The 20483-nt window shown below is 70.8% G+C and carries 22 protein-coding genes and 1 pseudogene; 15 read left to right on the top strand and 8 right to left on the bottom strand.

Going from position 1 to position 20483, the window contains the following annotated elements; genetic code table 11:
- Window positions 1-139: 139 nt before the first annotated feature.
- Window positions 140-1240 (top strand): alanine dehydrogenase, encoded by a 1101-nt coding sequence (gene ald / locus DEJ03_RS15065; RefSeq protein WP_110865244.1) that lies wholly within the window; start codon window positions 140-142, stop codon window positions 1238-1240.
- A gap of 153 nt (window positions 1241-1393) precedes the next feature.
- Here ald and DEJ03_RS15060 read toward each other — a convergent pair whose 3' ends face one another.
- Window positions 1394-2203, bottom strand: coding sequence for a tryptophan-rich sensory protein (locus DEJ03_RS15060; protein ID WP_027466234.1), 810 nt, complete (start codon window positions 2201-2203; stop codon window positions 1394-1396).
- Between the two features lie 162 nt (window positions 2204-2365).
- Between DEJ03_RS15060 and DEJ03_RS17750 the strand changes: the two genes are divergently transcribed.
- The 8 genes from DEJ03_RS17750 (at window position 2366) to DEJ03_RS15025 (ending at window position 10636) form a co-directional block, all read left to right on the top strand.
- Window positions 2366-3325: a hypothetical protein gene (locus DEJ03_RS17750; RefSeq protein WP_146237755.1), complete on the top strand. Its 960-nt coding sequence runs from the start codon at window positions 2366-2368 to the stop codon at window positions 3323-3325.
- A gap of 20 nt (window positions 3326-3345) precedes the next feature.
- Entirely contained in the window at window positions 3346-4329 is a 984-nt protein-coding gene (locus tag DEJ03_RS15055) for a magnesium and cobalt transport protein CorA (RefSeq protein WP_110865243.1), read from the top strand.
- Window positions 4330-4454: 125 nt separating this feature from the next.
- Window positions 4455-6566: an alpha-galactosidase gene (locus DEJ03_RS15050; RefSeq protein ID WP_110865242.1), complete on the top strand. Its 2112-nt coding sequence runs from the start codon at window positions 4455-4457 to the stop codon at window positions 6564-6566.
- Between the two features lie 100 nt (window positions 6567-6666).
- Complete coding sequence (locus DEJ03_RS15045) at window positions 6667-7950, top strand: chloride channel protein (protein ID WP_071405054.1); 1284 nt, start codon at window positions 6667-6669, stop codon at window positions 7948-7950.
- Window positions 7951-8045: 95 nt separating this feature from the next.
- Window positions 8046-8258 (top strand): Rv0909 family putative TA system antitoxin, encoded by a 213-nt coding sequence (locus tag DEJ03_RS15040; RefSeq protein ID WP_110865241.1) that lies wholly within the window; start codon window positions 8046-8048, stop codon window positions 8256-8258.
- A 135-nt stretch (window positions 8259-8393) separates the two neighbouring features.
- Window positions 8394-9686, top strand: a complete 1293-nt coding sequence (locus DEJ03_RS15035) for an aminotransferase class V-fold PLP-dependent enzyme (protein ID WP_110865240.1) — start codon at window positions 8394-8396, stop codon at window positions 9684-9686.
- Window positions 9683-10132 (top strand): Fe-S cluster assembly sulfur transfer protein SufU, encoded by a 450-nt coding sequence (sufU, locus tag DEJ03_RS15030; protein ID WP_071405057.1) that lies wholly within the window; start codon window positions 9683-9685, stop codon window positions 10130-10132. The genes DEJ03_RS15035 and sufU overlap by 4 nt, the downstream gene beginning before the upstream one ends.
- Window positions 10133-10159: 27 nt before the next feature.
- Window positions 10160-10636: a GNAT family N-acetyltransferase gene (locus tag DEJ03_RS15025; RefSeq protein WP_110865239.1), complete on the top strand. Its 477-nt coding sequence runs from the start codon at window positions 10160-10162 to the stop codon at window positions 10634-10636.
- A 3-nt stretch (window positions 10637-10639) separates the two neighbouring features.
- Here the strand turns inward: DEJ03_RS15025 and DEJ03_RS15020 are convergent, their stop codons facing one another.
- Both DEJ03_RS15020 and DEJ03_RS15015 read right to left on the bottom strand, forming a co-directional pair.
- Window positions 10640-11449: a hypothetical protein gene (locus tag DEJ03_RS15020; protein ID WP_146237754.1), complete on the bottom strand. Its 810-nt coding sequence runs from the start codon at window positions 11447-11449 to the stop codon at window positions 10640-10642.
- 18 nt (window positions 11450-11467) lie between these two features.
- Window positions 11468-12520, bottom strand: coding sequence for a zinc-binding alcohol dehydrogenase family protein (locus tag DEJ03_RS15015; protein WP_110865237.1), 1053 nt, complete (start codon window positions 12518-12520; stop codon window positions 11468-11470).
- Between the two features lie 95 nt (window positions 12521-12615).
- On the opposite strand from DEJ03_RS15015, the gene DEJ03_RS15010 reads away from it, so the two are divergent.
- A complete protein-coding gene (locus tag DEJ03_RS15010; protein ID WP_110865236.1) occupies window positions 12616-13191 on the top strand; it encodes a TetR family transcriptional regulator in 576 nt (191 codons plus the stop codon).
- Here DEJ03_RS15010 and DEJ03_RS15005 read toward each other — a convergent pair.
- Window positions 13145-13600 (bottom strand): GNAT family N-acetyltransferase, encoded by a 456-nt coding sequence (locus DEJ03_RS15005; protein ID WP_110865235.1) that lies wholly within the window; start codon window positions 13598-13600, stop codon window positions 13145-13147. The two genes, DEJ03_RS15010 and DEJ03_RS15005, sit on opposite strands and share 47 nt — an antisense overlap.
- Window positions 13601-13653: 53 nt before the next feature.
- Between DEJ03_RS15005 and DEJ03_RS15000 the strand changes: the two genes are divergently transcribed.
- Complete coding sequence (locus tag DEJ03_RS15000; RefSeq protein WP_110865234.1) at window positions 13654-14223, top strand: uridine kinase; 570 nt, start codon at window positions 13654-13656, stop codon at window positions 14221-14223.
- Here the strand turns inward: DEJ03_RS15000 and DEJ03_RS14995 are convergent.
- Window positions 14211-14663, bottom strand: coding sequence for a MarR family winged helix-turn-helix transcriptional regulator (locus tag DEJ03_RS14995; protein ID WP_110865233.1), 453 nt, complete (start codon window positions 14661-14663; stop codon window positions 14211-14213). The genes DEJ03_RS15000 and DEJ03_RS14995 overlap by 13 nt on opposite strands.
- Before the next feature lie 62 nt (window positions 14664-14725).
- On the opposite strand from DEJ03_RS14995, the gene DEJ03_RS14990 reads away from it, so the two are divergent.
- From DEJ03_RS14990 to DEJ03_RS14980, 4 genes and pseudogenes are all read left to right on the top strand, one after another.
- On the top strand, window positions 14726-15094 hold the full coding sequence (locus DEJ03_RS14990) for a VOC family protein (RefSeq protein WP_110865232.1): 369 nt from the start codon (window positions 14726-14728) through the stop codon (window positions 15092-15094).
- A 185-nt stretch (window positions 15095-15279) separates the two neighbouring features.
- A pseudogene (locus tag DEJ03_RS18390) lies at window positions 15280-15777 on the top strand (LLM class flavin-dependent oxidoreductase); the annotation flags it as partial.
- The gene (locus DEJ03_RS14985) at window positions 15759-16664 is read left to right on the top strand and encodes an NtaA/DmoA family FMN-dependent monooxygenase (RefSeq protein WP_375342298.1); all 906 of its coding nucleotides are present in this window, start codon (window positions 15759-15761) and stop codon (window positions 16662-16664) included. The pseudogene DEJ03_RS18390 and the gene DEJ03_RS14985, both read left to right, overlap by 19 nt.
- A gap of 4 nt (window positions 16665-16668) precedes the next feature.
- Window positions 16669-17160, top strand: a complete 492-nt coding sequence (locus tag DEJ03_RS14980) for a GNAT family N-acetyltransferase (protein WP_110862263.1) — start codon at window positions 16669-16671, stop codon at window positions 17158-17160.
- A gap of 6 nt (window positions 17161-17166) precedes the next feature.
- Here DEJ03_RS14980 and DEJ03_RS14975 read toward each other — a convergent pair whose 3' ends face one another.
- From DEJ03_RS14975 to DEJ03_RS14965, 3 genes are all read right to left on the bottom strand, one after another.
- Entirely contained in the window at window positions 17167-17934 is a 768-nt protein-coding gene (locus tag DEJ03_RS14975; RefSeq protein ID WP_084740901.1) for an SGNH/GDSL hydrolase family protein, read from the bottom strand.
- A 151-nt stretch (window positions 17935-18085) separates the two neighbouring features.
- Window positions 18086-19015 (bottom strand): acetamidase/formamidase family protein, encoded by a 930-nt coding sequence (locus DEJ03_RS14970; protein ID WP_110865231.1) that lies wholly within the window; start codon window positions 19013-19015, stop codon window positions 18086-18088.
- Window positions 19012-20418 carry an APC family permease gene (locus DEJ03_RS14965; RefSeq protein WP_071405068.1) on the bottom strand — a complete coding sequence of 469 codons (1407 nt, stop codon included), beginning with the start codon at window positions 20416-20418 and terminating at the stop codon, window positions 19012-19014. The genes DEJ03_RS14970 and DEJ03_RS14965 overlap by 4 nt, the downstream gene beginning before the upstream one ends.
- Between the last annotated feature and the right edge of the window lie 65 nt (window positions 20419-20483).

The following is a 20483-nucleotide window of genomic DNA, read 5'->3' as shown; positions in this document are numbered from 1 at the left end:
GACTGCTGCTGCGAACCGCTCCGCCGAATCTGATGACACGGATCGCGCTGCGGCTGTCCGGATGTTCGGCTGAGCGCTGCTGTGGGCGAATCCGGTGCTCAATGGACGGGACGAACGCACCGCCCACGAAGGAGTCAGCATGCGCATCGGCGTCCCCACCGAGATCAAGAACAACGAGTACCGCGTCGCGGCCACGCCCGCCGGTGTCGCCGAGCTCGGGTCGCACGGCCACCAGGTGCTGGTGCAGGCCGGTGCCGGGTCCGGTTCGGCCTTCACCGACGACGAGTACCGCACCGCCGGCGCCACGATCGTCGACACCGCGGCCGAGGTGTGGGAGCGCGCCGAGCTGATCCTCAAGGTGAAGGAACCGGTCGCGTCGGAGTACCCGATGATCCGGCCGGGCCAGGTGCTCTTCACGTACCTGCACCTCGCCGCCGACCGGCCGCTGACCGATGCCCTCATCGACTCGGGCGCGACGGCGATCGCCTACGAGACCGTGCAGCTGCCGGACCGCTCGCTGCCCCTGCTGTCGCCGATGTCCGAGGTCGCCGGGCGACTGTCCGCCCAGGTCGGCGCGTTCCACCTGATGCGCACGAACGGCGGGCGCGGGCTGCTGCTCGGCGGGGTCCCCGGCACGCCGAAGGGCCGCGTGGTCGTCATCGGCGGCGGCGTCGCGGGGGAGCACGCCGCGACGATGGCGCTCGGCATGGGTGCCGACGTCACCGTGTTCGACATCAGCCTGCCGCGCCTCCGGGCCCTGGACGCCCGGTTCGACGGCCGCGTCACGACCCTGCGCTCGTCGGCGCACGCCATCGCCGAGGCCCTGCGCGACGCCGACCTGGTGATCGGCTCCGTGCTCATCCCCGGGGCGTCCGCACCGAAGCTCGTCACCGACGCGATGGTCGCCGACATGCGGCCGGGCTCGGTGCTGGTCGACATCGCGATCGACCAGGGCGGCTGCTTCGAGGGCTCCCACCCGACCACCCACGACGACCCCACGTTCGCCGTGCACGACACCGTGTACTACTGCGTGGCGAACATGCCCGGCGCCGTTCCGCGCACGAGCACGATCTCGCTGACGAACGCCACGCTGCCGTACGCCGTCGCGATCGCCGACCGTGGCTGGGAGGCCGCACTCGAGGCCGACCCCGCACTCGCCGCCGGCCTGAACGTGCACGCCGGCCGGGTCACGAACGTCGCCGTTGCCGCCGCGCACGGCCTGGTGGCGTCCGCGCGCTGAGGCCGGGGGCGTCGGGCTGTCCGGCCGCCCACTTCGCGAAAGCGACAGTTCCCCGCCGAACATCGGCGGGGAACTGTCGCTTTCGCGGCCCGGACGGGTGCGAGGCCGCGGGAACTGTCGCTTTCGCGGGCCTGACGCGCAGGTAGCCGCGCGTCAGGCCGCCACCGGGGCCGCCGCCCGACCGGCACGCCCGCCGACCCAGCCGGCGCGGGCACGCACCACCACGGTCACGACGACCACGGCCGCCGCAGCCACCACGGCCGCGACCGCTGTCGGCACGGAGACGAGCGGTCCCTCGAACCGGGCCACGGCGACCCACGCCAGACCCCACGCGACCGAGGCCATGGGCGCCAGGCGTCCCCGGCCCCACAGCGCGATGAGGACCCCGACGAGCCCGGCCACCGCGGCGACGACCACGCCCCACGGGTCCTGCCCGAGTCCGAAGCCCCGGAAGCCCGCCGCCGTCAGCACCGCAGCGGTGTTCGCGGCCGTCGCGACGCAGACCCACCCCAGGTACAGCCCGAACGTGCCGTCGGTCAGGATCGCCTCGACGACGCCGCGGGACGGGGTCCGGCGCAGGATCGTGAACGTCCAGATCAGCACGACGAGCAAGGCGACGATGATCGGCTCGCTCGCCCACAGGAACCCGAACTGCACCGACAGGATCCACGCGGCGTTGAGCAGCAGGGAGAGCACCGCCGGCACCACCAGCCGCTCGTGCCGCTCGTCGTTCGCGGTGCGGAAGAGCTGCAGGACCGCGTAGCCGATGAGCCCGGCGTAGACGACACTCCAGATCGAGAAGGCCGGGCCGTCCGGGGCGATCGCGGTGGAGGACGCCGACAGGGCGCCACCGGCGGCGTCCTGGATGGGCGTGCCACCGGCAGCGCCCGACCCCACGTACGCGCCGATGACGGCGACGACCGCGCTCACGGCCACCGCGATGCGCTTCCAGATCCTCTTCATGACAGTCCCTTTCGTCAGCATGCTGATGAAACAGAACCTACCCGCAGTCCCCGCCGGATGTCGGCTGGCGATGACGTCGCGATCACGAGGCCGAAATTGACGGAGGGACACAACCGCGGTGCTCTCTCCCCGACGTCCGCCATACTGTCCGTGGAGGGTGTAATGGACAGTGAATTAAATATGATGGCCCAAGTTCAAGTGATCAAGGCGGCGCTTCGAGAATTTAATAGCGTTCTGGATTTCGAGTTGAGTCTAGAAATCGATGCTGCTCTGAGCCGGGTTGAAGCCCTTGCCAGCAAGCTCGGGGACGGGTCCGCGCCGCTCCAGATCGAGGTGATGGAACGTGCTAAATCGACTTTTGGTGCCGTGCTCGAGAAGATACTTGAAACTGTCACAAGCGGAGACGTCGGAGGACTGCGCGAAGACGTGGTCGTGTTGGATGACCTCTACGGTACGTTCGTGACGGAAGTGCAGCAAGCGTTGCTTCCCCTGGTGGCTGAAAATGATGCGACCCTCTATGATTTCAAGAGCTATTTCACGGCCTTGGCAAACGGTTACAAACAAGACGCTCAGATGAAGAGTGCGGTCCGGCTCGCTCGGGAATCCCTCGCACGCACGGCTGAGAGCGAGCGACGCGCCGGAGCGTCCGCCTCAGTAGCGGCGGACGCTGCCGGGGAATCTGGGCGGCATTCCTTATCCGAGCATTTTGCAGATTACGCCAATTCGGAACTCCAGGCGGCGGATAGGTTTCGGTGGGCCACCCTCATTGCGTTGAGTCTTGCTGGCTCAGTGGCAATCTTCGTTCCATACGCCTCGGTCGATGCGGCGGGGATTGTGCGTCATTCCCTTCAGGTCCTGGCTCTCGGGGGTGTCGGCACCTTTCTCGCTGCGCAGTCAGCAAATCACCGGCGAGTGGGTAATTGGTCTAAGAGTATCGAAGTGCAGCTGCGATCGTTCCGGGCATTTGTTGATCCTATTCAAGATGCTGCTGCTGAAGCTCGATTGTACGAGATTCTAGGTACGCGAATTCTTGGTGCTCCCCCAGGTGCTGTACGTTCCACGGGTGTGGACGGCAAGCTTGTCGCGCAGCTTGTCGAGATGGCGGGGAAACGCCTGCCTTGAGGCATGCGTACGGTGGGCGCGTGAGCGTCGAACTGAACACCGTGTACATCGACCGGATCGCACCGATCGCGAGTCCGTCCCTCGACGACACCTTCCGGATGCTCGACGAGCAGGGTGCCAGCGCATGCCTCGTCCTGCACCAGCCTGACGCCGAGGAACTCGGCGACGTCGCGGTCGCCCTCGAGCTGCACGAACTCGCCGTCGAGGACTCCGCCGAGGGGCACCAGCGACCGAAGCTCGAGCGCTACGGCTCGACGCTGTTCGTGGTGCTCAAGCCGGCGCTGTACAACGACCAGCAGGAAGAGGTGGCGTTCGGCGAGGTGCACGCCTTCGTCGGTGAGACCTTCTTCCTCGCCGTCGTGAAGGCCGACCCCCGCGGCAAGCAGACCGTTCCCAAGGCGCTGCAGCGGTTGAGCGGCAAGCCGGGGCTGGTGACCGTCGGCCCGCAGGCGCAGCTCTGGGCGCTGATGGACTCCATCGTCGACGGCTACGTGCCGGTGATCGACGGCCTCGAAGAGGACATCAACCAGATCGAGGACCAGCTGTTCTCGGGCGAGGCCGGGGTGTCCCGGCGCGTGTACGAGCTGTTCGGCGAGGTCGTCGACTTCCAGCGAGCGGCGCGTCCCTTGGTCTACATGATCGAGAACCTGCACCGCGGCGCCGAGAAGTACCACCTGCCGATCGAGATGCAGCGGCGGTTCCGCGACGTCCTCGACCACGCGATCCGGGTGGTGGAACGCCTCGACACGTTCCGGCAGCTGCTGCAGAACGCCCTGACCGTCGATTCGACCCTGGCGGCGCAGAAGCAGAACGACGACACGAAGAGGATCTCCGGCTGGGCGGCGATCCTGTTCGCGCCGACGCTCATCGCCGCGATCTACGGGATGAACTTCACGCACATGCCCGAACTCGGCTGGACGTGGGGGTACCCGCTGTCGATCGTCGCGATGGTCCTGTTCGCCGCGATCCTGTACGTGGTGTTCAAGGTCAAGCGCTGGTTCTGAGCCGCAACCGGAGCCGCGCCGCAGCCTGGGCTGAGCCGCAACCGGAGCCGCGCCGCAGCAGGATTTGCAGCGGACGGCCCCGGACCGGAAAGCTCTGACGTGCAACGACGCCGACTGGAGCACGCATGCCGCACGAACTCGTCCACCTGACCGCCGGTGGCGTCTCGCTCGTCCTGGACTGCCGCGACGACGCGCTCCCCGCCGTCGTGCACTGGGGAGCGGCACTCGGCCCGCTCGACACCGACGCGCTGACGGCCCTCGCCGACGCCGACGTCACCCCGGTGTCCCCGAACGAGATGGACGACCCGGTCCGCCTGTCGGTGCTGCCCGAGCCACACCGGGGCTGGAGCGGTCGTCCGGGGCTCGCCGGGCACCGTGACGGCGCCGACTGGTCGCCGGCGTTCACCGTGACGTCGCTCGCGGTCACCGACTCCGCGGTCACGGCCGACGCCGAGGACACCGTCGCCGGGCTCACCGTCCGGGTCACCATCGAGATGCTCGGCTCCGGGCTCGTGCGGGCCCGCGCGGGCGTGACGAACACCGCCGACGGCGCCTACACCGTCGACGACCTGACGCTCGCGATGCCGATCCCGTCGGGGGCCCGCGAGATCCTGGACTTCGCCGGCCGCTGGGGCAAGGAGCGGACCCCGCAGCGCCGCGAACTCGTCGTGGGGACCCACCAGCGCGAGGGCCGGAAGGGCCGCACCGGCACCGACGCAGCGACCGTGCTGACGGTGGGGGAGCCGGGGTTCGGCTTCGCCCACGGTCAGGTCTGGGGCGTCCACACCGCCTGGAGCGGCAACCACCGGCACCACGCCGAACGGCTCGCCACGGGCCGCCAGGTCATCGGCGGCGGCGAACTCCTGCTGCCCGGCGAGGTCCGGCTCGGCACCGGCGCCACGTACGAGGGGCCGTGGGTGTACTTCGCCCACGGGGACGGCCTCGACGACCAGGCCCGACGGTTCCACCGCTGGCTCCGCAGCCGCCCGCAGCACCCGACGACGCCCCGCCCGATGACGATCAACGTGTGGGAGGCCGTGTACTTCGACCACGACCTGGCCCGTCTCGTCGACCTCGCCGAGCGTGCCGCGGCCCTCGGCGTCGAACGCTACGTGCTCGACGACGGCTGGTTCCGTGGCCGCCGCGACGACCACGCCGGCCTCGGTGACTGGTACGTCGACGAGGGCGTCTGGCCGGACGGACTCGGCCCCCTGGTCGACCGCGTCCGTGCGCTCGGCATGGAGTTCGGCCTGTGGTTCGAACCCGAGATGGTGAACGAGGACAGCGACCTCGCCCGCGCCCACCCGGAGTGGATCCTGCAGGCCGACGGTCGGCTGCCCGCGCGTTCCCGCGACCAGCAGGTGCTGAACCTGGCGATCCCCGAGGCCTTCGACCACGTGCTCGAACGGATGACGGCGATCATCGGCGAGTACGCGGTCGACGCCGTGAAGTGGGACCACAACCGCGACCTCGTCGAGGCGGGGTTCCCGGGCGGTGGCGCAGCGGTCCACGAGCAGACCCTCGCCGCGTACCGGTTGATGGCGACGCTCGGCGAGCGCTTCCCGTCGCTGGAGATCGAGTCGTGTTCGTCGGGTGGCGGTCGGATCGACCTCGGCGTCATCGAGCACACCGCGCGGGTGTGGGTGTCCGACGACATCGACCCGCTCGAGCGCCAGCAGATGCACCGGTGGACGCAGCAGCTCCTGCCGCCGGAGCTGCTCGGCTCCCACATCGCGAGCGGCCGGAACCACACGACCGGTCGCGTCCACGACCTCGCCTTCCGTGCCGGCACCGCCCTGGTCGGACACCTCGGCATCGAGTGGGACCTGGCCGGCGCGACCGCCGACGAGTCCGCCGCACTCACCGAGTGGATCGCGCTCTACCGCGAGCTCCGCCCGCTCCTGCACGGCGGCGACCTGGTGCGCTCCGACGAGGTCGACGACGCACGGCTCGTGTACGGCACGGTCGCGCCGGACCGGCAGCAGGCCGTCTTCTTCCTCGCCGGCATCGGCCGCTCCGAGGTCTCCGCCACCGGTCGGGTCACCTTCCGCGACCTCGAGCCCGACACGGCGTACCGCGTCGACCCGGTGGTCATCGGCGACGGCCACGACCTGGTGCGACCGGACTGGTGGTCCGGACCGCGGGTGTTCAGCGGCCGGGTGCTCGGCACCGTCGGCCTGCAGCCGCCGCTCATGCCGGCCGACTGCGTGGTGCCGTTCCGGGTGACGGCCGTCTGACGGCGGGTGGACGGGGCGCCCGCCCTGGAGGCCCGTCCCGCGTCGGGCGGGCCCGTCGCGGTCCGTCATCGGGTGCGTCCAGCCCGTTAGGCTTCCGGTCATGCCGCACTCCGGACACGCGACCCCGGTCTGGGCCCTCAAGCTCGCCGTCGTCACCGCCCTGGTGGGCGTCTCCGGCGGCATCGCCGGCATCGCGGTCTGGCTCGCGCTCCAGCTCATCCAGTTCGTCGCCTTCGGGTACGGGTTCGGCGGGCACCTCGAGGCCGCCGACGCATCGTCGGGCCTGAACCGGTTCCTCGCGCTCACCGCGGCCGGGGTCCTGACCGGGTTCGCCTGGTGGGCGCTCCGTCGGTGGGGGCGCTCGATCGTCTCGGTCACCGCGGCCGTCGACGGCAAGCGGATGCCGGCCCTGGCGACGCTCGCCAACGCCGGCATCCAGATCCTGGCCGTGGGGCTCGGCGCGTCCATCGGCAAAGAGGTCGCGCCGCGTGAGGTCGGGGCCTGGCTCGCCCAACTCGTCACCCGTCGTGCGGGGCTGACCGCGCGCGAGACGAAGATCCTCGTCGCCTGCGGTGCTGCGGCCGGCCTCGCCGCCGTGTACGACGTACCCCTCGGTGGTGCGCTGTTCGCGGTCGAGGTCCTGCTCGGGGAGATCAGCTTCGCGACCGCCCTGCCCGCCTTCGCCACGAGTGCGGTCGCCGCCATCACCGCCCGGCTCGTGATCCCGGACGAGGTGCTCTACCACGTGCCCGCGATGCACCTGTCGCCGTCGCTGCTCGTCTGGGCGATCGTCGTTGGGCCCGTGCTGGGACTCGCCGGGGTCGGGTTCGTCAAGCTGACCAACCGGCTGCAGGGCATCGCGCCGAAGGGCTGGCACCTGCTCGTCGTGCTGCCGGTGGTCTTCGCGATGGTGGGGCTCATCGCGATCCCGTTCCCGGAGATCCTCGGCAACGGTCGGGCGCTCGGCCTCGTCGCGATGAACACCACGCTCGACGACGCCTCGTTCGCCGGCCTCTCGCCGATCGTGCTCCTGCTGCTGCTCGGCGTCCTGCGGACCGTGACCACCTCGGCCACCATCGGCGCGGGTGCGGTCGGTGGCACGCTGACCCCGTCGATCGCGATCGGTTCGGCTATCGGCGGTGGACTCGGCGGGGCGTGGCTGCTGCTGTGGCCAGCCGACGGTCCGAGCCTGGCGGCCTTCGCGTTCGTCGGTGCCGCGGCCTTCCTCGCGACCACCATGCGGGCGCCGTTCACCGCCCTGGTGCTCGTCGTCGAGTTCACCCAGCAGGGCACGGACATCCTCGTGCCCTCGTTGCTCGCGGTCTCCGGTGCCGTCGCCGTCGGGTACGTGCTCGCGCGCCGTCGCAGCGCCCAGATGGTGTGAAGACCCCGAGCGTTCCGGTACGGACGGCTGCCCGGCGGCCTACTGTCGGCGCCAGGACGGAGCGACGGGCTCCGCACCGACACGAGGAGCAGCCGATGGCGGGGTTCGACGACATCACGAAGAAGGCCCAGGAGTTCCTGAAGGACGGCAAGGTCCAGGACGCCCTGCGGAGCGAGAAGGCCGAGGGCGTCAGCGACAAGGTGCTCGGCGGTGTGGCCGACGCGGTCAAGAAGGCCACGGGCGGCAAGTACGACGACAAGATCGACGGTGCCCGCGACGCAGCGGACAAGAAGATCGGCAACGAGTAGCGAACGACGTGCAACGGCCCAGGACCCGGCGTGGTCCTGGGCCGTCGCCGTGCCGACTGGACGTGGTCGGGAACAACGGACACCATGGACGGGTTGCTCCGGACAGCAGCACCAGGAGGACGAGACGTGACAGTCGTGGCGCCGAACCAGCCGCTCACCGAGACCGAGGTCGAGGCGATCAAGCGGGACTTCCCGATCCTCGCGCAGGACGTGAACGGGCAGCCGTTGGCGTACCTGGACTCCGGGGCGACGGCTGAACGCCCGCGCCAGGTCCTCGACGCCGAGCGCCGGTTCCTCGAGCACGACAACGCCGCCGTCCACCGCGGGGCCCACACGCTCGCGGCGCTCAGCACCGACGCCTACGAGGACGCCCGCGCCACCGTTGCCGGCTTCATCGGTGCCGCCGCCCCGACCGAGGTCGTGTGGACCGCGAACGCCACCGACGCCCTCAACCTCGTCGCCTACGGCATGGCCAACGCCAGCCGTGGCCGCGGCGGTGTCGACGCCGAGCGCTTCCGCCTGGGCACCGGTGACGAGATCCTCGTCACCGAGGCCGAACACCACGCCAACCTCGTGCCGTGGCAGGAGCTCGCCGCACTGACCGGAGCGACCCTCCGTTGGATCCCGGTCGCCGACGACGGCACCTGGACCGCCGACGACGCCGCGGCCCTGATCACCGACCGCACGAAGGTCGTCGCGTTCTCGCACGTCTCGAACGTCACCGGGATGATCGCCCCCGTCGAGCAGGTCGTCGGTCTCGCCCACGCCCGCGGCGCCCTCGTGGTGCTCGACGCCTGCCAGTCCGCACCGCACCGTCCCCTCGACGTGCGGCAGCTCGGGGTCGACTTCGCCGCGTTCTCCGGGCACAAGATGCTCGGCCCGAACGGCATCGGCGTGCTCTGGGGCCGTGCCGAGCTGCTCGACGCCCTGCCGCCGTTCCGCACCGGTGGCTCGATGATCACCACCGTGACGATGGAGGGCTCCGAGTTCATGCCGGCGCCCGAGCGGTTCGAGGCCGGCACGCAGCCCGTGTCCCAGGCGGTCGCCCTCGCCGAGGCCGTCCGCTACCTGCAGGGCATCGGCATGGAACGCGTCCGCGCCCACGAGGAGCACCTCGCCCGCCGGATGCTCGACGGTCTCGCCGCCGTGCCCGGCATCCGCCTGGTCGGTCCGCCCGCCGGTGTCCCGCGCTCCGGCCTGGTCGCGTTCGACGTCGACGGCGTGCACGCCCACGACGTCTCGCAGTACCTCGACGCGCAGGGCATCGCCGTGCGTTCCGGCCACCACTGCGCCCAGCCCCTGCACCGCCGCCTCGGCCTCGTCGCGACGAGCCGGGCGAGCACGTACGTGTACACGACCGAGCACGACGTCGACCGGTTCCTCGCAGCCGTCGCCGAGGTCCGCGACTACTTCGGAGCCACCGCGTGAACGCCCTCGACAGCCTGTACCAGCAGGTCATCCTCGACCACGCGAAGGCGCGGCACGGCGACGGTGCGATGCCCGACGCGGATGCCTCGCACTTCGAGCGGAACCCCACGTGCGGCGACGAGATCACGGTCAGCCTGCGGCTCGAACCCGGCACCGACCGCATCGCCGGGCTCGCCTGGCAGGGTGACGGCTGCTCGATCTCGATGGCCTCGGCATCGGTCCTCACCGACATGGCCGTCGGCCGCACGGTGCCCGAGTTCCTCGCACTGACCGAGGAGTTCCGCACCATGATGCGCTCGCGCGGTGTCGGTGAGCCCGACGAGGACGTCCTCGAGGACCTCGTCGCCTTCCACGGCGTCTCCAAGTTCGTCATGCGCGTCAAGTGCGGCATGCTCGCCTGGGTCGCGGCGGAAGCAGCCGCGCGCGAGGCGACCGCTTCCCGCTGAGCCGGCTGCGGCCACGCAAGGGGCGCGATGATCATCGAGACGGAGCGACCCGGCGCGGGCCGGGCCGACGCGATCGTGCGGGCCTACCTGACGGAGGTCGCGTCGCGGTGGTACGGGCGGGCGGCGACGACGGCCGAGGTCGACCTGGTGCTCGACGAGGAGCCGTACGACGACCTGCAGGGGGACTCCGGGGTGTTCGTCATCGCGAGGGACGGGGAAGCCGCTGTCGCCTGCGCCGGCGTGCGCTTCGTCGGTGCCGTCGGCGAGCTGACGAAGGTGTTCACGCTGCCGGAGCACCGCGGCCGAGGCGTCGGTTCGGCGCTCCTGCGCCACGTCGAGGACGTCTGCAGGGGACGCGGGATCACGTCGCTGCGGCTGGACACGCGAGCCGAGCTCGCCGAGGCCTGTGCGCTCTACGAGCGGCTCGGCTTCGTCCAGGTGGCGCCGTTCAACGACGATCCGTACTCCGACCGCTGGTACGCGAAGTCGCTCACTGCGGGGTAACGATCAGGCGATGGCGCCGATCTCGCGGAGCGCGTCGCCGACGGTGATGCGCTCGCCGCGTTCCTGCGCCCGTGCCCAGCGGGACTTCGCGAGCGCGACGGTGTCGTCGTCGAGACCGAGGAACTCGTAGAGGCCGTCCAGCTCTCGGGGAACGAGGTCGGCGAGCGGCACGGGGAACTTCCGTTCGGGGCTCGCGTAGCTCTGCTGGGCGAGCTGTTCGAGCATCTCCGGGTCGGTCTCTCGCTGTTCCATGAGCAGGACGACGGTTCGTGACCTCGTCCCCATGAGGAAGGCGGACCGCACGTTCTCGTCCGGATCGGTCGCCAGTGTGATCTCGACGGAGAGGGGGAGGTCCTCTTCGCACGCGAGCTCCCAGCGCTGCGAGGTGTCCCCGTGGATCGCGGTGAACATGTCCGGGTGGACGCCGAGGCCGCGCTCGCCGCGTTCCGGTCGCAGCGCGGGCGGGCGGGGGTCGTCCCCGACGCGGGCGGTGGGGAAGCCGACGCCCGTGTATACGGTGTGGGCGATCGGCAGGAACTGGAGCGCCTGGTGCAGTGCGGTCGCGGCGTCCTGCACCGCCGGGGCGGTCACGTCACCGTCGGCGGCCGCGATGGCGGTGGCGTAGTCGGAGAGTGCGGTGTGCTGCTGCTCGATGGCCCGGGCGAACATCTCCTTGCCCCTGGCGGTGTCGCCGAGGAGCCGCGGGTCCAGGTGCAGCGTGACGGCGCTCGGGTCCTGCAGGTGTCCCCGTGGTGTGCCACCGCCCGACATCATGATCTCGAACGTCTCGTCTTGCTCGTGGGCATCGGTCACGTCGCTGACGCTACCTGCTCAGGGAAGCGTGACGACGAGCTTCCGGGCGGAGACACCGGCGCGGAGCTCGGCGAGGGCATCCGGGATCGCGGCGAGTCCCGATCCGACGACGGACGCGGTCGGGGTGGCACGGTACCGCCCGGTGCGGAGCGCCTCGGGCAGGAAATCGCGGTAGATCGCGGGGCCGACCTCGGACTCCGTCGGGCGGCCGCCCCAGATCGCGGTGACGTGGACCCCGTGTCGGCGCTCGAGCCGCGCCCGGATCGTCGTCACCGGTGTCGGGTACGCCGACGCGAGTCGACCGGAGCCGGTGGCTGCCCGGACGATCGGGAGCGTGCGGGTCAGCGAGCCCTGGCCGAAGGCGAGGGTGCCGGCGAGCTCCCGGTCGGCGAGTGCCTCGAGGATGCGGCGTTCGGCACCGTCGTCGCGGTAGTCGAACACGGCCTCGGCCCCGAGGTCCTGCACGAACCCGTGGTTCTTCGGCGATGCGGTGCCGATCACGGCGTAGCCGGCGGCCCGGGCGAGCTGGACGGCGTTGGCGCCGACGCTCGTGGACGCGCCCCACACCAGGACGACCCCGGGGCGCTCGGACGTGTCGGCCGTCGGGAGCGACAGCGCGAGCTGATCCGGCTCGAAGAGACCTGCCGCGGCGGTCGAGACGGCGAGTGGCAGGACCGCCGCCTGCTCGGCGGGCAGGGTATCCGGAACCGGGGTCGTCACACGGTCGAGCAGCAGGACCAGGTGCTGGAAGGCCCCTTCGGCAGCACTGTTCCGGTGCTGTTCCTGCCCCGCGGCGTGCCCGACGACCCGGTCGCCCACGCGGAAGCGCTCGACGTCCGGGCCGATCGCGACGACCGTGCCGGCGACGTCCGACCCGAGGACCGCGGGGAACCGCAGCTTCGGGAACACCAGGTGCCGGAAGAGCCCGCCGACGGCGTCGACCGGGTTGACGGCGACCGCCTCGGCGCGGACGACGAGTTCACCGGGGCCGGGCTGGGGGACCGGTGCGGGCCCGACGGTGAACCGCCCGGTCGACGTGGTCCAGAGTGCTGCGTTGCCCGATGGCGACATGGTGTCCCGATCTCTTGCTCGAAGTGAGTCATGACACGACGTGTCATCGCCCAGTCAACCATGACACGACGTGTCATCACCACTACTGTTGACACATGCGTTGGTCTCCGGATGCCCGAGGGCGACTCGAGCGTGCGGCGTTCGAGCTCTTCGCCGAGCAGGGCTACCAGGCGACGACCGTGCCGCAGATCACCGCACGGGCCAGCCTGACGACCCGCACCTTCTTCCGGTACTTCGCCGACAAGCGCGAGGTGATCTTCGCCGGTGACGAGATCCCCGACCTCGCCCGGGCCGCCATCGAGGGTGCACCGGCCGGGATCGACCCGCTCGACATCGTCGTGCACGGCCTCCGCACCGTCGCCGACGAGCGGTTCGAGGGGCGGCACGGCGAGGTCGGCTCGGTGCGGCGGCTGGTGCTGTCCGAGTCGTCGCTCCGGGAGCGCGACGCCCGGAAGCGCGCCGACCTGACGGACGCGGTGCGCGAGGCCTTCGTCCACCGCGGGCTCGATCCGTCCGAGGCGGCGGTGATCGCCGAGACGACCGTGATGCTGTTCCACCTGGCCCTCGAGGCCTGGCTCACCGGACCGGCCGAGCGCCGGATGGCCGACGTGGTCGACGAGCAGCTCAGCGCACTCCGTGGGGTGCTCGATCGGCGGCCCGCAGCGTCATGAACACGTCGACGCCGTCGTCGGTGTCGAGCACGAAGCCGTGTCGTTCGTAGAGTCGGCGAGCCGGGCTGCCCACCAGCACGTTGAGCCGCGTGGGACCCTCGTGGGGCTCGTCGAGGACGGCGCGCAGCACGGTCGAACCGACTCCACGCCCCTGGACGTCGGGCGCGAGGTAGAAGTGCTCGACCCAGCGGACGTCGTCCTCGACCCGCACGGTGATCGACCCGACGTCGCGGTCGTCGACCACGACGATGCGGGTCAGCTCCGGCTGGAACGCGTCGCGGAGGCGATGTCGGACGCGCGTCTCGTCGAACACCCCGAGGCGTGTCAGGTCGTCGCGCAGCACCACGGCCCGGAGCTCGACGAGCCACTCGAGGTCCTTGGTGGTGCTGTCCCGCAGTGCGACGTCCATCCGCTCAGCCTACGAACTCCGGTGCACCGTCATCGACCTCGTACGCTTGCCCGATGGACCGCGACGGCGTCATCGACCTTGTCGCGTCCCGCCGCGCCTCGGCCCGTGCACCGATCGTCGTCGGTGTCTCCGGCTACTGCGGATCCGGCAAGTCGACGCTGACGCGCACCCTCGTCGAGGGGCTCCCCGGCGCGGTCCGCATCCGCGGCGACGACTTCCTCGACCCCGTTCGGTCCCATCAGCGGTCGGCCGACTGGGACGGCGTCGATCGTCCCCGTCTGGTGTCGTCGGTGCTCGAACCGCATCGAGCCGGTCGTGCGAGCACGTTCCAGCGGTTCGACTGGTCGGTGCGAGCCCTCGGCCCGGCCGAGCCGCTGCCGCGGACGGACGTCCTGGTCGTCGACCTGATCGGACTCTTCCACCCCGACGCGCTCCCGCACCTCGACGTCAGCATCTGGTGTGACGTCGACCTCGACACGGCGGTGTGTCGGGGCACGGCTCGTGACCGCGCGCTCGGGCGCAGGCACGATGCGCTCTGGCGGGACGTGTGGGTCCCCAACGAGCGTGACTTCGAGGAACGGTACGCACCGAAGGACGCCGCCTCGGTGCGCTACGCGCCCTGACGCCGTAGCGACGTCACCATGCTCCGCAGGATCTGACGGGCCTCGGTCTGCTGGTCTGCGGTCAGATCGGCGAGCATCCGCTGCTCGACCCCACGGATCGCCGCACTCGCCTGCGCCAGACTCCGCCGCCCGCTGTCGGTCAGCTGCGTGGGGAGTGCCTTGCCGACCGACGGTTCGGTGGCACGGGTGACGAAGCCGTCGCGCTCCAGGGTCTGCAGCAACACGTTCATCGACTGCCGGGTCACGAACGTGCCTCGCGCGAGTTCGGAGTTCGACAGGCCGGGGCGCTGCGCGAGCAGCTCGAGGCAGGAGTAGTGCGTCACCGTCATGCCGAGCGGGCGCAGCACGGCTTCCATCGACGCCCGGAGGGCGCTCGCGGTCTCCTTGAGCAGGTAGCCGATCGACGTCTCGAGGTGGATGCCGGTGTCGTCTTGACGCATGTCAGCAGTCTGACATAGCTTGTCCTGTGTCAGAAGACTGACACGTACTCAAGGAGCACCACATGCCCGTCACAGGCCCCGACTTCATCTCCCTGCAGACCAGGAACCTCGACGCCTCGCAGGCGTTCTACGAGCGCTACCTCGGCCTCGTCCGCTCGCAGGCCGGTCCGCCGCACGCCGTCGTGTTCGAGACCACGCCGATCGCCTTCGCCCTGCGCGACCTGGTGCCCGGCACGGACCTCGACGCGGTGGCGCAGCCCGGCGTCGGCGCCGCGGTCTGGCTGCACGCAACGGACGTGCAGGCGATCCACGACGCGCTGGTCGCCGACGGCCACCGCATCGTCTCGGCGCCGATCGACGGTCCCTTCGGTCGGACGTTCACGTTCGCCGACCCCGACGGCTACCACGTCACGCTCCACGACCGCGCCTGAGCCCTGGAGCCGGCCACGCGCCCGGCGCGGGCGTCGTGGCGGACGCGGGGCGGGCCTCCAGGCCGGTGCCGGAGCCGACCGTCACGCTTCGTCACGATCCGTGACGGTCGCAGGTGTCCGACGTAGCGTCTCGACCCGTGACCACCAGCAGCGAGCACCGGCAGATCCGCTTCAACGCGTTCGACATGAACTGCGTCGCGCACCAGTCCTCCGGACTGTGGCGGCACCCCCGCGACCGGTCGCGGGACTACCGCGACCTGACCTACTGGACGGACCTGGCGAAGACGCTCGAGGGCGGGGCGTTCGACGGCATCTTCATCGCCGACGTCCTGGGCACCTACGACGTGTACGGCGGCTCGAACGAGGCCGCGCTCCGCACCGGGTCGCAGGTGCCGGTGAACGACCCGATCCTGCTCGTGTCGGCGATGGCGTCGGTGACCGAGCACCTGGGCTTCGGCATCACGGCCGGCACGGCGTACGAGCACCCGTACCCGTTCGCCCGACGCATGTCGACGCTCGACCACCTGACCAAGGGGCGGGTCGGCTGGAACGTCGTCACCGGGTACCTGCCGAGCGCCGCCCGGAACATGGGCCAGACCGACCAGCTGTCGCACGACGACCGGTACGACGTGGCGGACGAGTACCTCGAGGTCCTCTACAAGCTGTGGGAGGGCTCGTGGGAGGATACAAGCTGTGGGAGGGCTCGTGGGAGGACGACGCCGTCGTCGCCGACCGCGAAGCCGGGGTCTTCACGGACCCGGCGAAGGTGCACCCGATCGAGCACCACGGCACGCACTTCGACGTGCCCGGCATCCACCTGTCCGAACCGTCCGTGCAGCGCACGCCCGTCATCTACCAGGCGGGCGCGTCACCGCGCGGCATCCGCTTCGCCGCGGAGAACGCGGAAGCGGTCTTCGTGGGCGCACCGACCGTCGAGCAGCTCGCGTCGACCGTCGCGAAGGTCCGGGACGCCCTGGAGGCAGCTGGTCGCGACCGGTACGCCGCCCGCGTCTACACGCTGCTCACCGTGATCACGGACGCCACCGACGAGCTGGCCCAGGCGAAGTACGAGGACTACCTGTCGTACGCGTCGGAGCTCGGCGCGCTGGTGCTCAACTCCGGCTGGATGGGCGTCGACCTGTCGCAGTGGGACCCGGACCAGCCCCTCGGCGACGTCGAGTCGAACGCGATCCAGTCGGCGGCGGCGAACATCGCGGCAGCGACGGGGGAGGACGGGTCGAAGTGGACGATCCGTGACCTGGCGCGGCAGACGGCGATCGGCGGGCTCGGCCCGGTGGCGGTCGGCGGGGGAGCGACGATCGCCGACCGGCTGCAGGAGATCCAGGAGCTGACCGACGTCGACGGCTTCAACCTGGCGTACGCGGTGACCCCGGGCACGTGGGAGGACGTCATCGAGTTCGTCATCCCGGAGCTCCGCGCCCGTGGGGCCTACCCGGAGGAGTACGAGCCGGGATCGCTGCGCCAGAAGCTGCACGGCCGTGGGGACCGGCTGCCCGACGAGCACCGTGGGGCGTCGTTCAGGATCGGGAGCCGGGCGGTCGTAGGCTGATCGGGTGATCGAGTCGTCCGTGGTCGTGCGTCCCGCGACCCCGGACGAGACCGACACCTGCATCGACCTGTGGGCCGCGGCCGTGGCTGCCCGTGACGGTGCCGCCGAGGACCCGGCGGTGCGGGAGCGCGCGCGGCAGAAGTTCGCGGCGGAGCACGTCGCCTGGCTGGTGGCTCCCGGCCCGGACGGTGCGGTCGACGGCTTCGTGCTCGTGACGGCACCGGGTACCGGTCGGTCGACGGACCCGGCGGACGCCGCCTACCTGTCGTTGCTCGCGGTGCGCCCCGGGGTGCAGGCCCGCGGGGTCGGACGGTCGCTGCTGTCCGAGGCGGTGCACGACGCCCGGGCCGCCGGGCACCCCCGCGTGGTGCTGCACGTGCTCGGCGACAACGACCGGGCGGTGCGGCTGTACGAGGCGGGCGGCTTCGTGGCGACGGGCGACGAGTTCGCGCACGCGCTGAGCGGGGTCACCACCCGCGTGTACGTCGCGGGCTGACGCTGGCTACGCGTCCTGACCGCGCACCGGCGTCCACGTCGGGTAGGTCGCCGAGCGCCCGTCGCCCGACGACGTGCGGGTGATCCGGCGCTGGACCCACGGCAGGACGTACTCGCGGTAGTAACGGAGTTCCTCGCCCAGGCGGGTCCGGGCGGCACCGGGGTCCGCGGGCTCGACCGGCGCGGGGCCGTCCAGGACCGCGTGCAGCGCCAGGTCCGCGACGCGCTGGTGCCCGGTGGCGTTCATGTGCAGCCGGTCGTCCGACCAGAACTCCGCACGGCGCAGGTGCGGGTCGCGGGAGACGTCGACGAACGGCAGACCGCGGCGTCGGGCGAGGGTGCCGAGCGCCTCGGCCCAGGCGTCACCGCGGCGGTTGATGAGTGAACCGAGGGGCAGGCGGGCGCTCGGGTCGGCCGGGCTGAGGAGTGCCAGGCGCGCCCCGGTGGCCTCGACGCGGTCGGCGGCGGCCTCGACCTGCCCGATCAGCGCGTCCACCTCGAAGCGCGGGCGCAGCAGGTCGTTGCCGCCGGCGCAGAAGGTGATGAGGGTCGGCGCCGGGTCGAGCGCGAGGGCGGCCTCGAGTTGACCGTCGAGGACCCCGGCGAGCAGTCGGCCGCGCACCGCGAGGTTCGCGTACGAGACGTGGGCGTCCGAGGCTCCCGCCATCGCGCTCGCGAGTCGTCCGGTCCAGCCGGGGAACGGAGCGGGTCCGGCGTCGCCGATGCCCTCCGAGAAGCTGTCGCCGATCGCGACGTAGCGGATGGTGTCGTGCATGCGCCCATCATCGTGCACATGCCTGTGCAGGTTCCCGGTGGGCGGCGCGAGCTTCGTGGGTTTGGTGGGCTTCGTGAGCAGAAATGGTCGGGTCACCGTTCGGCACCCGACCATTTCTGCTCACGAAGGGCTCGTCACCCTCAGCGAACCCTCACAGCACCGCCTTCGGCACCCGGTGCAGGGTGACCGCGCCGACGGCGGCGAAGGGGTGCAACGGGTCCGGGGCGGTGGAGCCGGTCGGCCCGCCGAGCTTCGAGTCACCGACCGCGCTGAGCACCGCGTAGGCGTCCTCGGCGGTCCAGCCGTGCTCGTCGACCAGGAACGCGAAGGCATCCTCGTACCCGCGCCGGACGCTCTCCTGCACGGGGTCGCCGAGGCCGACGAACAGCCAGTCGTCGGCGGTCTCGATGCGGGGCGCGCGGAGCACCGGACCGCCCTTGACCAGGTCGACGGAGACGATCGCGGTGCCCTGGGCCTCGATGGCGACGAACGACGACTCGCCCTCGGCCATGAGCGCGTGGATGTCGCCGATCGACAGCAGCGCACCGGGGACCCGGACGGGCAGGGACACCGTCGAGCCGGGGCGGGCCTCGGTGACGTCCATGTTGCCGCCCTCCGGGTAGGCCGGCATGATCGTCGAGTTCTCACCCTCGGCCGGCGCCGTGCCGATGCACCCGATCATCGGCCGGACGGGGAACCGGTGCCGGTCGGACACCTGCACCATGTCGTCCGAGATCGGGCAGCGGCGGGCGAAGACCCGGTCGCCCATCACGTGCTGCAGGGCCCCGGAGCCGGGCAGGGACACCGACCACCCGTGCGTGGTCAGCTCGATGGCGTGGATGGTCACCACGAGGGTGTCGCCGGGTTCCGCCCCCTCGACGAACACCGGGCCGGTCACCGGGTTGATCGGTGCCTGCAGCTGCGCCATGTCGTGGTGCTGGTCGAGTTCGGCGTAGACGGCGTCGGTGGTCTCGAAGCCGATCGTCTCGCCGGTGCCGGGACGGACCCGCAGCACGGGCTCCCGGTCGGCCGAGAACCCGGGGCGGCCGAGGGTGTTCGGCAGGAAGTGGTCCGGGGTCATCGGGCGTCCTCCGTCGTCGGTTCTGCTTCGGAGCCGACCTCGGTGGAACGGCCGGTGCGTCGGTAGTACAGGAACACGGCCGCGCCGACGATCAGCCAGATGATCCCGCCGACCTTCGCCTCGACCGCGGCGTTGAGCAGGACGTACCCGATGATCAGGAACCCGACCAGCGGCACGACCAGGTGCAGCAGCCAGTTGCGCGACTTGCCCTTGACGACGTGGTGCACGAAGACGGACACGTGCAGGAGCATGAAGCCGAACAGCGCGCCGAAGTTCACGAGCGACGAGATCGTGTCGATCTGCCCGACGAAGAACAGCACCAGGATCGCGGAGAGCACCGAGACGACGATGATCGCGTTCTGCGGCACCTGGCGCCCGTTGAGCTTGTGCAGGAACGCGGGCAGCTGACGGTCGCGGCTCATCGAGAACAGCAGGCGGCTCGTCGCGGCCTGTGCGGCCATGGCGTTCGCGATGCCGACGGCGAGCACGTTGACGGCGAAGAACGCGGTCGCCCACCCGCTCGACGAAGCCTGCTCGACGATGGTGAAGAAGGCGTTGCCGGCCTCGCTGTCCGAGAACGAGTCCCGCCCCGCGGCCAGGGCGGACGCGAGCCAGGTCTGCAGGATGAACAGGAACGCCACGATCACGAGCGCCAGGATCATCGCCGTGCCGGCTCCGCCACGACGGCCGGTGGACTCCTCGGACAGCGTCGAGATGCCGTCGAAGCCCAGGAAGCTCAGCACCGCGATCGACAGGGCCGAGGCGATGAGCGGCGCCGACACCTTGGCAGGGTCCCAGATCTGCTCGGTGCCGAAGGACGCGTCGGGGATCGTGCCACCGGTCAGCGCGACGATGGCGATGACGACGAAGATCGCGACGAAGACGAGCTCGATGAGCAGGAAGATGCGGTTGGCGAGCTTGAGCGAGGACACCCCGGCCAGGTTGATGACCGTGTTGATCGCGACGAACACGAGCGCCCACAGCCAGCGGGGCGTGCCCGGGAAGATGCCGACCATGCTCTCCGCGGCGAACACGTAGAGCAGCGTCGGGACGAGCAGGTAGTCGAGCAGGATCGCCCAGCCGGCGAAGAACCCGGCGGTGGGGTGGATGCCGCGGCCGACGTACGAGAACACGCTGCCGGCGAGGGGGATCGACTTCGCCATCTGCGCGTAGGCCAGGGCGGTGAAGATCATCGCGACGAGGCCGACGAGGTACACCAGCGGCACCATGCCGCTGGAGGCGTTGTAGACGGTCCCGAAGATCGCCCACGGGGCGATCGGGACCATGAAGACCAGCCCGTAGATGAGCAGGTCGGTGGTGCTGACTGAGCGCTTGAGCTCCTGCTTGTAGCCGTAGGCCTCGAGCTGCTGCTGTGCGGAGAGCTCGCTGTGCTGCTGCGACATGTCGGGTTCCGTTTCGGGTGGAGGGACGGGTGCGGCGGTGGGGGTGGGGACTGCTTGCCTGGAGG

The sequence above is a fragment of the Curtobacterium sp. MCLR17_043 genome (genome assembly GCF_003224215.1).
GTDB classification, from domain to species: domain Bacteria; phylum Actinomycetota; class Actinomycetes; order Actinomycetales; family Microbacteriaceae; genus Curtobacterium; species Curtobacterium flaccumfaciens.
The sequence above is the reverse complement of the archived record's forward strand: the minus strand, read 5'-3'. Positions and strand labels throughout refer to the sequence as shown.